Below are 15,697 nucleotides of genomic sequence, written 5' to 3'. Positions count from 1 at the left end.
GGTCAGGGTGGGCGCTAGGTGCGCCCGCGCCCGTCGCATACGATCAAGCACCGTGCCTGTGACAGCTCCGACGCCCCCAGAAGATCCCGCCGGCCGCTCGGCAGATCGGTCTGGAGCGACCGGTTCCGGGCTCGCGAGCACCCGCATTTCCGCACGTACCGCGGCTCTCGTCGCCGCCGTCGCGGGTGTGCTCGGCGTCCTGCTGTGCGCGATCACGCCGCTGCTGCCGGTCAAGACCGTCGACGCCGGCCTCGCCTGGCCCGCGGGGCAGGAACTGAGCGGCGAGACGGCCTCGGTCATGGCCCCGCTCATCGCGCAGACACCGCGGACCCTCGACGCCCGGATCCCCTGCTCCGTCCTCGCCGACGCGCCCGACGGCGTCGTCCTGTCGACGATGCCGGTCAACGCGCCGAAGTCGAAGGGCTCGTCGCTGTGGGTGACGAAGTCCGGAGCCGCGGTCACCGTGACCTTCCGCAACACCGTCGCCGCGAGCGTGCCGACCGCCGATCTCGACCGGTGCCGTGAGCTGCACATCGTCTCCGCCCCGACCGGGCCGGGCGCGCAGTTCGCCGGTCTCGGCGAACAGACGGTGCTCCCGCCGGACAAGCGCCCCGAGACCATGGGGATCTTCACCAACCTCACCCCCGAGCAGGCCCGCGCCGCCGCCGGCGACGGGCTGGCGGTGTCCATCGGCATCGACAACCGCTACGAGTCGTCGCCGACCGTCCTCAAGCTGGTCGTGATGATCCTGGCCGCGATCTCGGTGATCGTCGCGGTCGTCGCCCTCGCACTCCTCGACCGGATCCAGCGCATGCACCGCCGGGTCGGCGAACGCGCCCGCCGCTGGTGGCAGGCGCTGCGACCGCGGGCCGCCGACCTGGTCGTCACGGCGATCCTCGTCGTCTGGCTCTTCCTCGGCGCCGGGTCGCCCGACGACGGCTACATCCTCAACATGGGCCGCACCGCCGAGGGCTTCGGCTACCTGGCCAACTACTACCGCTTCCACGGCATCGCGGAGGCGCCGTTCGACTGGTACTACGCATTCCTGTCGGTGTGGTCGTCGGTCTCGCCGTCGATCCTGTGGATGCACATCCCGCCGATGGTCGCCGGTCTCGTGTCGTGGTTCGTGCTCAGCCGGGTGCTGCTGCCCCGCCTCGGCCCCGCGGTCCGCCGCAGCGGCTGGGCGACCTGGGCGGCCGCGCTGACGTTCACCGCCTTCTGGCTCCCGTTCTGCAGCGGCCTGCGCAGCGAGGGCATCATCGTGCTCGGCTCGCTGCTGACCTGGTGGGCCGCCGAATACGCGATCGCCACGCGGCGCCTGCTGCCGGCCGCACTCGCCGCCGCCACCGCCGCGTTCACCCTCGCCCTCGCGCCACACGGCGTGATCGGGGTGGCGATCCTGCTCGTCGCCGCCCGCGCGCTCCTGCACATCCTGCTCGACCGTCGCACCGCGCTCGGCGGCTCGAAGTGGGTCGCGACCGTGGCGTTCGTCGCTCCCATCGTGGCCGCGGGGGCCTCGGTGCTCCTCGTCGTCTTCCGCGACCAGACGCTCGCGACGGTGTACGAGGCGGTCAAGCTGCGTTACACGGTCGGTCCGGTGATCCACTGGTACCAGGAGTTCCTGCGCTACTACTTCATCTCCGTGGTCACCGACGACGGCTCGCTGACCCGCCGCGTGCCGCTACTGCTGCTCCTCGCCGGCGTCTTCGTCGTCGTGACGGTCATGTTGCGCCGCACGAGGATTCGCGGGGTCGACTCGGGTCCGGTGTGGCGTCTGGCGGGTGCGGTCGGCGTGACGCTGCTGCTGTTCGCGTTCACCCCGACCAAGTGGACCATCCAATTCGGCGTGTTCGCCGGTCTCGCGGCCGCGGTCGCCGCCGTCGCGACCGTCGCGGTCACGCAGGCGGCCGCCCGGTCGGCGCGCAACCTCACCGTCTTCGTCTCCGGCCTGCTCTTCGCGATGGCCGCCGCGATGGCCGGTTACAACTCGTGGCCGTTCGCCTACGAATACGGCATCTCCTGGTTCGACCGCGCCCCCGTCATCGCCGGGTACTCGGCGTCGACGCTGTTCTTGATCCTCGCGGTGCTCGCGGCGGCGGTGGCGGTGTGGCAGCACCTGCGGCAGGACTACGTCACCAATCGCGGTCTCGCCCACAACCGCAGCGGCGAGCAGCAGACCCGCGGCGACCGCGTCCGACTGTTCCTCGCGTCCTCTCCGATCGCGGTCATCGCCGGCCTGCTCGTCGTCGTGGAGATGCTGCTGTTCGTGAAGGCGGCGGTCGCCCGGTATCCGGCGCCGACCGTGCTCACCGAGAACCTCAACACGTTGCGCGGCAACCCATGCGGCCTCGCCGACGAGGTGCTCGTCGAGCTGGACCCGAACGCCGGGATGCTGCGGCCTGCCGGCGGCGAGTCGGCGAGCCGCGCGCTCGCGGGCGAGGACCCGGTCGGCTTCTCCCCCGACGGCGTCCCCGACGACCTGCAGCCCGAGCCGGGCAGCCAGCGTCCCGGCCAGATGAACGTCTCCGCCTCGATGGCGCGGCCGTTCGCCATCACCGGCGGACTCGGCGCGGGCACCACCGGCGGCCGCGGGCCGAGGACCGTCAACGGGTCCACCGCCAAGCTCCCGTTCGGCCTCGACCCGGCGACCACCCCGGTGCTCGGCAGTTACGGATACAACGGCGAGGCCCGCCTGACGACCGGCTGGTACGACCTGCCCGCCGACCGGGCCGCGTCGCCGCTGCTGGTCTTCTCCACCGCGGGTGCCGTCTCCACGATCGACGTCTTCGGGGTGCGCAACTTCGGCCAGAAGATGGTCGTCCAGTTCGGCCGTCCCGGACCCGACGGGTCGTTCGAGCAGATCGGGTCCGACGTCCTGCCGATCGATCCCGGACCGGTGATCCTCAACCGCCCGTGGCGCAACATGCGCGTGCCGATGTCGACGGCCCCTCCGGAGGCGACCGTGATGCGACTGTCGTTGCAGGACAACAATCTCGGCGACAAGCAGTTCATCGTCATCACGCCACCGCGGGCGCCGAGGCTGCAGACCCTGCAGGAGGTGGTCGGTTCGACCGCCCCGACGCTGATCGACTTCGGCGTGGCGTCGCACTTCCCGTGCCAGAACCCGATGGGCGTCTCGCACGGCGTGGCGCAGGTGCCGCACTGGCGCATCCTCGGCGACTACCCGCTGACCAACAGCCAGTCCAAGACCTGGCAGGCGGGCGTCGACGGCGGCCTGCTCGGCGTCTCCGAGGCGACGACCTCCGCGCGCGCCGTGTCGACCTACCTCAAGGACGACTGGGCCCGCGAGTGGGGCGCCCTGGAGAAACTGACCCCGCTGGTGCCCGACGCACCGAACGCACAGATCGACACCGCATCTACGACGGAATGGGGCTGGTCACGCGCCGGCTCGATCAGGGTGGAGCCCGAATCCGATGAGTGAATCCGACCCCACGAGCACCACGCCTCAGGCGGCCTCCTCGTCCGAACCGGCATCGTCTGGACGAACCGGGGCAGTACGGTCGCGTGATCACCGGACCGCGAAGATCGTCGCCGTCGTCGCCGGCCTGCTCGGCTTCCTGCTGGCCGTGGTGACGCCGATCCTGCCGGTGAACCAGACGACCGCCGAACTGTCCTGGCCGCAGGGTGATTCGGTGTCCGACGTGGCCGCGCCGCTCGTCGCCTTCGTGCCCGTCGACATGGACATGTCGGTGCCGTGTTCGCTGGCGTCGCGCCTGCCCGAGCAGGGCGGCGTCCTGTTGTCGACGATCCCGGAGGGCGGGCAGGACGCCTCCGCCCGCGGCCTGTTCGTCCGCGCGACGGCGGACGCGCTGACGATGATCGACCGCAACGTGGTGCTCCTCAACGCCGATCGCGCCGCGGCGCAGTCGAATCCGGATTGCCGGATCGTCTTCCACGCCGACGGCGAGGGCGTCGCCGGTCGTATCGAGGGCATGCCGGAACCCGACGAGCGCACCGGCGCCCTGTACAGCTTCGACATCCCCGACCACGAGATGCGCCCGCAGATCGTCGGCGTCTACAGCGACCTGCCCGCCGGCGTCTCGCGCGACGGCCTGTCGCTGCACGCGACGATCGACACCCGCTACGTCAGTTCGCCCACGCCGCTGAAGCTCGCGGTGATCGTGCTGGGCATCCTGATGACGATCGCCTCGCTCGTCGCGCTCGGCATCCTCGACCACCGGGACGGCCGCCGGCACAAGCGGTTCCTGCCCGCGGGCTGGTGGACGATCCGCCCGCCCGACATCGCGGTGCTGCTCATCCTCGCGTTCTGGTGGTTCGCCGGGGCGAACACCTCCGACGACGGCTACAACTTCACCGTCGGCCGCATCACGAGCGAGGCCGGCTACGCCGACAACTACTTCCGCTACTTCGGCGTCCCGCAGGACCCGTTCGGCTGGCACTTCCAGGTGATCTCCTGGATGTCGCACGTGAGCGTGGCGGCGCCGTGGATGCGCCTGCCCGCCTTCCTGCTCGGCCTGCTCGGCTGGTGGCTGATCAGCCGTGAGGTGATCCCGCGCCTGGGTCGCGCGGTCCGCAACAGCACCCCGGCGGTGTGGTCGGCGGCCTTCGTGTACCTGGCGATCTGGCTTCCGTTCAACAACGGCCTGCGTCCCGAGCCCGCCGAGGCCGTCGGGGCCCTGCTGACCTGGTGCTGCGTGGAGCGCGCCATCGCCACGCGCCGCCTGCTGCCGTATGCGGTCGCGGTGGTGACCGCCGCATTCACCCTCGCCCTCGCGCCCGGTGGCCTCATGGCCGTGGCGGCGCTGCTCGCGGGCATCCGCCCGATCATCAAGACCGTGGTGTCGCGGCGGTCCCGCGACGGGCTGCTGCCGATGCTGGCGCCGATCCTGGCCGCCGGCACCGCGGTGCTCTACCAGATCTTCTTCGACCAGCCGCTCGCCCCGCTGATCGCGGGCAACAAGGTCGCCTCCGACGTCGGCCCGACGCTCGAGTGGTGGCAGGAGCCGATCCGGTACTACTACCTCATCCTGCCCACCGCCGACGGCACGCTGTCGCGCCGCTTCGGTGTGCTGATGATGATCCTGTGCCTGTTCGTCGTGCTGTTGCGACTGCTGCGTCGCGAGCACCCGAACGGCGTCTCGCGCGCACCGATCTGGCGCCTGATCGCGGTCACCTTCGGCACGATGTTCTTCATCGCGTTCACCCCGACCAAGTGGACCCACCACTTCGGCGTGTACGCCGGCATCGCGGCGGGCCTCGCGGCCGCCGCCGGCGCCATGATGGCCCCGGCCATCCTGCGCTCGCGCCGCAACCGCACGTTCTTCGCCGCCGCCGTCCTGGCCGTCACCGGCATATCCTTCTCCGGCACCAACGGCTGGTGGTTCGTCGGCAGCTACGGCGTGCCCTGGTGGGACCGGCCGCCGACCCTGGCCGGTGTCGAGATCGCCTGGCTGATCCTGGCCGCCGCGGTCGTCACCGCGCTGGCCGGCCTGTGGTTCCACTTCCGCGACGACTTCGTCGACGAGCAGACCCGCACCCGCGGCGGCGACCACTGGTACTCGAAGCTGAAGTTCTCGCCGCTGCCGGTGATCTCGGGCCTGATGGTGCTGTTCATGGTCGCCTCGTTCGCCAAGGGCGCCTACGCGCAGCGCGATTCGTGGTCGTGGATGAAGTCGAACGCCCGTGCGCTGGCCGGCAATTCGTGCGGTCTGGCCAACGACGTCCTCGTCGAGGCCGATCCGAACGCGGGTCTGCTCGAGCCGGCCGCGGTCGGCGGCCGCCCCGCCCCGGGCATCGCAGCCGCGCTGGCCGGCCCGGACGCGGAGGGCTTCAGCCCGAACGGGGTCCCGAACAAGCTCTCGGTGGATGCCACCGTCGACGACGACTCGGCCACCTCGAGTGCGCAGAACACCGCACAAAGCGGGGCCGGCGCCGACGAGTCGGCGGACTCGTCGTCGGCCCAGGGAGGCACCGAGGGCGGCCGCGGCGTGCGCGGCATCAACGGCTCGACGGTGCGCCTGCCCTTCGGCCTCAACCCCGCCGTGACGCCGGTCCTCGGCAGCTACGGCTCGCCGTCGGGCACCGCCTCGCTGACCACCGACTGGTACCGGATGCCGCCGCGCTCGGCCGATGCCCCGTTGCTGACGATCGCGGTCGCCGGCCAGGTCGAGGCCGTCGACGGCATCGGCGTGGTTCACCGCGGACAGAAGGTGCTCGCCGAGTTCGGCCGCCTCGGCCCGGGCGGCCGCGTGATGCCGGTGGGCACGATGTTCCCGATCGACATCGGCGAGGCCCCGACCTGGCGCAACCTGCGGTTCCCGCTGGCCGACGCCCCGGAGGCCGACGTCGTGCGCATCCAGGTCGCCGACACCTCGGCGGCGGATTGGGTGGCGATCACCCCGCCGCGCGTCAGCGAGCTGAAGACGCTCAACGACGTGGTCGGCACGACCGATCCGGTGTTCATCGACTGGCTGCCGGGCTTCGTGTTCCCCTGCCAGCAGCCGATGAAGGTCCGCAACGGCGTCCTCGAGGTGCCGAAGTGGCGGATCATGCCCGACGCCGAGGCCACCCGGAAGAACAGCCAGACCTGGATGTCGGGCACCGCGGGCGGTCCGCTGGGCATCACCGAGGCGATGCTGCGCCCGACCCTGATGCCGACGTACCTGCGCAACAACTGGGGACGCGACTGGGGCGGCCTGCAGAAGTTCACCGAGATCATCCCGGCGCCGCCGGCGCACATCGACCTCGGCGAGGCCCGGCGCTCCGGCCTGTACGACCCGGCTCCGATGCGGTCGAGCGGATACGCCTGACGGTCCTCGCCCGGGCGGGCAGGGGCGTGACGCGGCTACCCCGTGCACCCCTGCCCAAACCCCGCCGGCCTGCTTCGTGACCCCCTCGTGACCCGCAGTCTCGGTTGCGTCTCTCATCGTCGTCGGGCCTCGTCGCCGCGGCCCGTCACGCCTAGCGTCGAAGCCATGACCAAGTTCACGGCACCAGGACTCAGTACCGAAGCAGCCGACGAGGTGGCCGGGATTCTGCAGGAGCGCCTCAGCGCCCTCAACGATCTCCACCTCACGCTCAAGCACATCCACTGGAACGTGGTGGGGGCCAACTTCATCGGCGTGCACGAGATGATCGACCCGCAGGTCGAGCTCGTCCGCGGCTACGCCGACACCGTCGCCGAGCGCATCGCGACCCTCGGCTCCTCGCCCAAGGGGACCGCCAAGGCCATCGAGGACGACCGCAGCTGGAGTGACTACTCGATCGGCCGCGACACCGCCCAGGCCCATCTCGGCGCCCTCGACCTCGTCTACGACGGGTTCGTGACCTCCCATCGCGACGCCATCGACAAGATCGGCGAGCTCGACCCGATCACCGAGGACGTCCTCATCGGCCAGACCGCCGAGCTGGAGAAGTTCCAGTGGTTCGTGCGCGCCCACCTGGAGAGCTACACCGGCGAGCTGAAGCACGCGGGGGCCTCCGGCGAGCAGGAAGCCGCCGACGCCGCGCGCTGACCCGCCTCCCACGTCCGTTCACCGCCCCTGACGACGAGATGCCTGTGTAGGCTTGTGCACAGGCATCTCGCCGTTGAACAGGATGTGTAGAACCCGCGTCCATCGCATCCATCGGGGCACCTTCGCTTCGAGAGGGAGGTACGTGTGACCGACGCCGAGGCACGAACATTCACCCTGTTCGACGATCTAGAGCTCGACATGCAGTTCGCGCCGGTCTGCCGGCTGTCCGACGGCGCCCTCGCGGCCGTCGAGCTGCAGCTCCGCGGACCATCGGGCACCCGCCTGGCCACCGCCGCCGCTCTCAAGCGCGCCGCCCGCCTCGTCGAGGAGCATCCTGTCCTCGACCAGCGCAAGCGCAAGATGGCCACCAGCCCGCGCGCTCAGTCGATCGCCAAGATCCTGCCGCTGCTGGTCAACCTCGACCTGGACCTCATCGACGACCTCGACGACGAGACCACCCGCACGCTGGAACGCCACGTGATGGTCGTGCTCCCGGACGCCGTCGAGCGCAGCCCGCAGCGCGTCCTCGCCCGCGTGGCCCGCGCCCGTAAGGCGGGCAAGATCATCTGCGTCGACGGCCTCGTCCGCAGCGAGCACGCCGCGACCCTGCTGTCGCTGGTCGAGCCGGACATCATCGTCACCGGCCCCGACCTCCTCCGTCGGCAGGCCTCGGCCGATTCCGCCCAGCTCGCGCACGCGCTGGCCGCGCACACCGAACGCAGCCACGCCGTGGTGATCGCCGAGGGCGTCGACGACGAATCCAGCCGGGTCACCGCCCAGACGATGGGCGCCGCATTCGGCATCGGCGACCTCTATCCCCCGGTCTCCGACCCGGCCGTGCTGTCCGGCCGGACCATCGTCCCGTTGCCCGACATGCCGGTGTGGACCACCCCGGACCCCGACAAGTCGACCCCGTACCGGATCGCGTCGACGTCCATCGAACCCAGGATGGGCAACAAGCGCCTGCTCGTCGAGATGAGCAAGGCGCTCGAGCACCAGGCCGCGATCGGCGGCGCCGCGATCGTGCTGGGCACCTTCCAGTTCGCCAAGCACTTCACACCGCGCACCGCCAAGCGGTGGCGCGAGATGTCGGAGAGGACCGGCCTGGCCGGCGTCTACGGCGTCGGACTCCCCGACATCCGCGACGGCAACGTGCACCGGGCGCCCCTCGACCCCGAGGACGACCTGGTCAACGAGTGGACGGTGGCGGTCCTCGGACCGCACTTCGCCGCGCTGCTGTCCGCCCGCGACCAGCACGACGCCGGCCCCGACCTCGAGCGCACCTTCGAGTTCGTGCAGACCTACGACCGGATGACCGTCACCCAGGCCGTGCACTCGATCCTGGCCCGGTTCGCCTGACCCTCCGGGCCTCCACGGGGAGCGGACCGGAACACGACGGTTTGGGATTGTCACAGCTTGGCTGACTACGATGCGCCTGTGCCGAAGTCGCCTGGAGTCTCCGAATCAGACGAACCCACCGTCGGCGCCGAAGCCTCTCCCGAGCAGTCCTCCGCCTCCTCGTCCCGCACCGCGGCCATCGTCGCCACGGTCGCCGGACTGGTCGCGGTCGTCGCCGGTGTCCTGACCCCGTTCCTACCGGTCAGCACGTCGACGGCGTCGATCACGTGGCCGCAGGGCCAGGAGCTCGGATCCGGTTCGGCGTCGGTCACCGCACCGCTGGTCGCCCAGACCGCGCAGGATCTGCAGATCACCATCCCGTGCCGCGTCCTCGCGTCCACGCCGGGCGACAAGGCCACCACGGTCCTGTCCACGATGCCCGCCGGCGCCTCGAAGGCCCGCGAGAACGGGCTCTTCGTGGTCGCCGACGCCGCGACCGTGACGGTCACCAACCGCAACAAGACCCTCGCCTCGGTTCCCCGGGACGCCCTGGGCGGTTGCGAGACGCTGCGGATCTTCTCCGACGCCACCACCACGGGGGCCCGGTTCGTCGGACTCCCGCCGGGACCGGCCACCGCCGGCGGCGGTGACGTCGGGTTCGCCGAACCATCCCAGAATCCGCAGATCGCGGGCGTGTTCACCGGCCTGGGCACCGCACAGGTCCGGGATTCGGGAATCGACGTGCGCATCGAGATCGACGACCGCTTCGACTCGTCGCCGTCGGTCGTCAAGCTGCTGGTGATGATCGTCGGCATCCTGTCCGCGATCGCGGCCCTGATCGCCGTCGCCCGGCTCGACCGCCTCCACGGCTACCACCGCCGGATCGGCAGCAGGATGAGGTGGGGCAAGGAGCTGCGACCCACGCCGACCGACATCGGCGTCACGCTGACCCTGGTGGTGTGGCAGTTCCTGGGCGCGGGCTCCCCCGACGACGGCTACATCCTGAACATGGGTCGCAACGCAGGCGACGCGGGATACCTGGCGAACTACTACCGCTACTACGGCATCCCCGAGGCGCCGTTCGACTGGTACTACGACTTCCTCGCCCACTGGTCGGCGATCTCGACCACCGGACTGTGGATGCGCCTGCCGGCGCTCGTCGCGGGTCTGGCGTCGTGGTTCATCCTCAGTCGCGTGCTGCTGCCGCGGCTCGGGGCCGCGGTACGGCGGTCGCAGTGGGCGATGCTCACCGCCGCCGCGGTGTTCCTCGCCTTCTGGCTGCCGATGTGCTCGGGTCTGCGCAGCGAGGGCATCATCGTCCTCGGCACGCTGCTGACCTGGTGGGCGGTGGAAGTGGCCGTCTCCACCCGGCGCATGCTGCCCGCGGCGCTGGCCGCAGGCGCCGCGTTGATGACCTTCGCTCTCGCCCCGCACGGTCTGGTCGCCCTGGCGCTGCTCATCGCGAGTGCGCGACCGATGCTGCGCATCCTGGTCCGGCGACGCCGCGAGAACGGCCTGCTGCCGCTGCTCGCCCCGATCCTGGGCGCCTGCGCCGCGGTCGTGATCGTCGTGTTCCGCGACCAGACGCTGGCGACGGTGTTCGAGGCCCTGCGCATCCGCTACACGGTGGGCCCGACCCTCGCCTGGTACCAGGAGCTGCTGCGCTACTACTTCCTCGCCGTCAACACCACCGACGGCGCACTCGCCCGCCGCATCCCGGTACTGCTGTTCGCCGTGTCGCTGTTCCTGGTGCTGGCGATCATGTTGCGCCGCAAGCGGATCGACGGTGTCGACCCGGGAGCGGTCTGGCGCGCCCTCGGCGCATCCCTGCTGACCATCCTGCTGCTGTCGTTCACGCCCACCAAGTGGACGATCCAGTTCGGCATCTTCGCCGGGCTCGGCGCCGCGCTCGCCGCCGTCGCGTGTGTGGCGATCGGCCAGGCCGCACAGCGCACCCTGCGCAACCTGTCCATCCTGATCGCCGGCCTGCTCGTGGCCTGCGCCGCCGCGGCCGCCGGCAAGAACGCCTGGCCGTGGCCGTACAACTTCGGCATCGCCTGGTTCGACAAGGCCCCGGTGGTCGCCGGCATGCAGGCGTCGACGATCCTGCTCGCGCTGGCCGTCGTCGCGCTGGTCTTCGCCGTCTGGCAGCACCTGCGGATGGACTACGTCTCCGAGACCGGGCTGTCGCACGCCGAGGGAGCCGCGCCGGCCGGCTGGCGGGTGGGCATCGCCTCGGCGCCGATCGCGGTCATCGCCGTGATCATCGTCGTCTGCGAGCTGGTGGTCTTCGCCAAGGCGGCGGTCAGCCGCGCCGACACGTTCACCGTGCTGTCGAGCAACCTGAAGTCGTTGCGGGGCGACACCTGCGCGATGGCCGACGCGGTCCTCGTCGAACCGGACCCCAACAAGGGCATGCTCGCCCCGGTGAACGGCTCGGCGACCAGGACCCTGGAGGGCGACTCCCACGGCTTCAGCGCCAACGGGGTCAAGCCCGACCTCACACCGCAGGCCGGTGCGCAGAAGCCGGGCGCCATGAACACCTCGGCGGACCTGTCGAAGACTTTCATCGTCTACGGTTCCAACCCCGGCACCGCGGGCGGCTTCGGCCCCGCGGGCGTCAACGGCTCCACCGCCGCGCTGCCCTACGGACTCGACCCGAAGACGACCCCGGTGATGGGCAGCTTCGAGACCACCGACGGCCAGGCGTCGTTGACCACCGGCTGGTACCGCCTGCCGGAGCGGGACGCCTCGCCGCTGATCGTCATCACCGCGGCCGGCGCCGTCTTCACCCTCGACCGCGACGGCGTGCCGATCTTCGGCCAGTCGCTGCAGGTGGAGTTCGGCCGCGAGGAGAACGGGGAGTTCGTCCAGGTCGGCGCGCCCGCGATCCCGATCGACCCGGAGCGCACCAACCGACCGTGGCGCAACCTGCGCATCCCGATGGACCGGGTGCCCGCCGAGGCGACCGTGCTGCGGATCGTCGCCAAGGACAACAACCTCGACGCCGACCAGTGGCTGGCGATCACGCCTCCGCGCGCGCCGCAGCTGCAGACGCTGCAGTCGGTCGTCGGATCCACCGATCCGGTGCTCATCGACTTCGCCGCCGGCGCGTGGTTCCCGTGCCAGCGACCGATGACCGCACACGACGGCATCTACGACATCCCCGACTGGCGGATCCTTCCCGAGTCGTGGCTCGCCAACTCGCAGTCCAAGACCTGGATGGCCACCGAGGACGGCGGCCTGCTGACGACGGTCGAGGCGCTGACCCGGCCGTCGACGATGGCGACCTATCTCGACGACGACTGGTATCGCGAGTGGGGAAACCTGCAGCGACTCGACCCGCTGGAGCCGCAGGCGCGGCCGGCAGACGTGATGACCGGCTCGGCGACCACCTGGGGTTGGTCGCGACCCGGCCCGATCAGGGTGGTGCCCGAAGATGACTGACCGTACCGAGGCTCCCGCAGCAGCCGCCCCCGCATCCGGGGACGCCGACGCGTCGAGCTTCTCCGAACGCCACGCCGGCACCGCCCGCATCGTCGCGATGGTCGCCGGTGCGCTGGGCATCCTGCTGGCGCTGCTCAGCCCGTTCCTGCCGGTCGACTACACCAAGTCCGAACTGCAGTGGCCGCAGCAGGGATCGGTGTCCAACGTGGCCGCGCCGAACGTCTCGTTCGTGCCGGTGTCGATGGACGTCTCGGTCCCGTGTGAGCTCGGGAAGTCGCTGCCACAGGGCGGCGGCGTGCTCCTGTCGACGGTGCCCGAGGGCGGGGTCGACGCCGGCAAGGTGGGCCTGTTCATCCGCGCCACCGCCGACCAGCTGCAGGTGGTGCAGCGGAATGTCGTGCTGCTCAACACTCCTCGCGAGGCGGCCCAGAACACCCCGGGGTGCCGCATCGTGGTCGAGGCCGACACCTCCGGAACGCGCGGCGCCATCGAGGGCCTGCCGGAGACCGCAGGCGCCGACCACTCCTTCGACCTGAAGGACTCCAACGCACGGCCGCAGATCATCGGCGTCTACACGAGCCTGCCGCCGAACGTGTCCACCGAGGGGCTGTCGTTCCGGTCGGTCATCGACACCCGATTCGTGTCCACCCCGACGACGCTGAAGTTCTGGCTGCTCGTGCTGGGCGTGGCGTCGACGATCGTCTCGCTGATCGCACTGGCCGTCCTCGACGCCCGCGACGGCCGCGGACACCACAAGGTCTTCCCGGCCGGCTGGTGGCGGGTGCGGCCGGTGGACGGGTTCGTGACGCTGATCCTGCTGATCTGGCTGTTCGTGGGCGGCAACACCGCCGATGACGGCTACCAGGTCACGGTCGGCCGCGTCGCCCGCGAGGCCGGCTACCTCGACAACTACTACCGCTATTTCGGTGTGCCGCAGGACCCGTTCGGCTGGCACTACCAGTACCTGTCGCTGTGGATGGACGTCAGCACCGCCACGCCGTGGTTGCGCCTGTTGCCGTTCGGGTTCGCGCTGGCGTCGTGGTGGCTCATCTCGCGGGCGGCCATCCCGCGCCTGGGCCGCGCCGTCCGTGAGTCGACCCCGGCGATCTGGGCGGCCGCGCTGGTCTTCCTGGCCGTCTGGATGCCGTACAACAACGGCCTGCGCGTCGAACCGCTCATCGCGCTGGGGACCCTGTTCACCTGGGTGTGCGTCGAACGCGCGATCGCGACGGGACGATTCTTCCCGCTGACGGTCGCCATCATCTCGGCGGCGTTCACGCTGACGGTGCACCCGACCGGCGTCATCGCCGCGATCGCCCTGATCGCCGGCATCCGCCCGCTGCTGAAGCGATTCATGGTGCGCCGCAAGCGCGACGGCGTGTGGCCGCTGCTGCTGCCGATCCTCGCAGCGGGCCTCGCGGTGCTCTTCGAGATCTTCGCCGACCAGCCCCTCGCCCCGATCCTGGAGGCGGTGTCGGTCAACGGCCAGGTCGGTCCCACCAACAAGTGGTGGGAAGAGCCGATGCGCTACTACATGCTGATGAACCCGACCGCCGACGGCGGCATCGCCCGCCGCTTCGGCATCCTGATCGTGTTCGCCTGCTTCATCCTCGTCGTCGTCATGCTGCTGAACCGGCGGCGGCTGCCGGGGATCGCGACCGCCCCGACCTGGCGTCTGCTCGCGATGGTCGCTGGCTCGGTCGTCCTGATGGCGTTCCTGCCGACCAAGTGGACCCACCAGATGGGTGTGTACGCCGGCATCGGCGGCGCGCTGGCGGCGGTCGCCACGGCTTGCGCGGACCGCACGATCATGCGGCGGCGCCGCAACCGGACGCTGTTCGCCGCGGCCTGCGCCTACGTGCTGGCGCTGGCATTCTCCGGCCGGAACCAGTGGTGGTACGTCGGCAGCTACGGGATCCCGTGGCGCGACGCCTCTCCCGACGTCAAGGGCATCCCGGTGTGGGCGGGCATCCTCGCCATCGCGATCGCGCTGACGCTGCTGGGGCTGTGGCAGCACTTCCGCGACGACTACGTCGACGAAGCGGTCCGCACCGGGTCGCAGCGTTCGCTGCTGTGGAGGTTGCGCAGTCCCTCGATCATCGTCGTGTCGGCGTTCATGCTGCTGTTCACCCTGGTCTCCTTCGCGAAGGCGGACTGGACGCAGCGCCATTCGTGGTCGTGGCTCAGCTCCAACGTCGCGGCCGTCCGGGGTCAGCCGTGTGGTCTCGCCGACGCGGTGCTCGTCGAGGCGGACCCCACCGCGGGCCTGCTCGAGCCGGCCGAGGTCGCCGGACAGGACAACCCGTCGGCCGGTGCCGCCCTCGCCGGACCGGACATGGTCGGCTTCGACCCGAACGGCGTCGCCTCGGACCTGTCGGAGGACACCGAGGAGGAGTCCGACGACTCCTCCGGCACGTCGACCGCCGAGGTCGACCGCACACAGTCGGACCCGACCGAGGATTCGAGCGGGTCGGATTCCGGCACAACCGGTTCCAGCGACACCAGCGGTGGCCGCACCTCGCAGGCGGGCGTCAACGGTTCGACGGTCAAGCTGCCGTTCGGCCTGTCGCCGTCGAAGACCCCCGTGCTCGGCACCTACAACTCCCCCACCGGGACCGGGCGCCTCACCTCGGACTGGTACCAGCTGCCGGAGCGTCGCTCCGAGAACCAGCCGCTGATCACCATGTCGGTGGCCGGATATGTCGAGTACATCGACGACCTCGCGGTCACCCGGTCGGGCCAGAAGGTGCGCCTGCAGTTCGGCCGGGTCGAGCCCGACGGCACCGTCACGCCCGCGGGACAGATGGTCCCGCTCGACATCGGCGGCGCGCCGGAGTGGCGCAACCTGCGGTTCCCGCTCGACCAGGCCCCTCCGGGCGCGAGCGTGGTCCGCGTCCTGGCCGAGGACAACTCGCCGCTGCGCGACCAGTGGCTCGCGGTCACCCCGCCCCGGGTGTCGGAGATGGTGACGCTCAACGACCTCGTCGGGAGCACCGAGCCGGTGCTCATCGACTGGGAGGCCGGCCTGGCGTTCCCGTGTCAGCGTCCCGCCCAGGTCAAGTACGGCGTGCTCGAGACGCCGAAGTGGCGCATCTCCCCCGACCGCGAGGGCGAGCGGGTGAACTCGCAGCGCTGGATGTCCGGTGACGCCGGCGGCCCGCTCGGCATCATCGAGAACGAACTGCGCCCGCGCGTCTACCCGTCGTACCTGCGCAACGACTGGGCGAAGGACTGGGGCATGCTCCAGGGCCTGACCCCGATCCTGCCGCAGCGCAACGCCGAGCTGACCATCACCACCGAGACCCACAGCGGTCTCTGGACGCCCGGGCCGATGCGGGCGATCAGCAACTGACGCGCCACCCACCCGTCTTCCGTGGAAACGCCGGCCGTTTCGCCGTGGCCCTACGGAAGACGGG

The 15,697-nt window shown here is 70.8% G+C and carries 6 protein-coding genes; all 6 read left to right on the top strand.

Features of this window, described 5'->3' with window-relative positions; translation table 11 throughout:
* The first annotated feature begins 52 nt into the window (after positions 1-52).
* The 6 genes from GP2_RS12755 to GP2_RS12730 all read left to right on the top strand — a co-directional run bounded on the left by GP2_RS12755 (position 53) and on the right by GP2_RS12730 (position 15,633).
* The gene (locus tag GP2_RS12755; RefSeq protein WP_006900923.1) at positions 53-3,442 is read left to right on the top strand and encodes an arabinosyltransferase domain-containing protein; all 3,390 of its coding nucleotides are present in this window, start codon (positions 53-55) and stop codon (positions 3,440-3,442) included.
* The gene (locus GP2_RS12750) at positions 3,435-6,791 is read left to right on the top strand and encodes an arabinosyltransferase domain-containing protein (RefSeq protein ID WP_006900922.1); all 3,357 of its coding nucleotides are present in this window, start codon (positions 3,435-3,437) and stop codon (positions 6,789-6,791) included. Before GP2_RS12755 ends, GP2_RS12750 begins: the two co-directional genes overlap by 8 nt.
* Positions 6,792-6,956: 165 nt before the next feature.
* On the top strand, positions 6,957-7,496 hold the full coding sequence (locus GP2_RS12745; protein ID WP_006900921.1) for a Dps family protein: 540 nt from the start codon (positions 6,957-6,959) through the stop codon (positions 7,494-7,496).
* 198 nt (positions 7,497-7,694) lie between these two features.
* A complete protein-coding gene (locus tag GP2_RS12740) occupies positions 7,695-8,855 on the top strand; it encodes a DICT sensory domain-containing protein (protein WP_051997219.1) in 1,161 nt (386 codons plus the stop codon).
* 57 nt (positions 8,856-8,912) lie between these two features.
* The gene (locus GP2_RS12735; RefSeq protein WP_006900919.1) at positions 8,913-12,281 is read left to right on the top strand and encodes an arabinosyltransferase domain-containing protein; all 3,369 of its coding nucleotides are present in this window, start codon (positions 8,913-8,915) and stop codon (positions 12,279-12,281) included.
* Positions 12,274-15,633 carry an arabinosyltransferase domain-containing protein gene (locus tag GP2_RS12730; protein WP_006900918.1) on the top strand — a complete coding sequence of 1,120 codons (3,360 nt, stop codon included), beginning with the start codon at positions 12,274-12,276 and terminating at the stop codon, positions 15,631-15,633. Before GP2_RS12735 ends, GP2_RS12730 begins: the two co-directional genes overlap by 8 nt.
* Positions 15,634-15,697 lie beyond the last annotated feature (64 nt).

Source organism: Gordonia paraffinivorans NBRC 108238 (genome assembly GCF_000344155.1).
Taxonomy (GTDB): domain Bacteria; phylum Actinomycetota; class Actinomycetes; order Mycobacteriales; family Mycobacteriaceae; genus Gordonia; species Gordonia paraffinivorans.
This window is presented reverse-complemented; position numbering and strand designations above follow the sequence as displayed.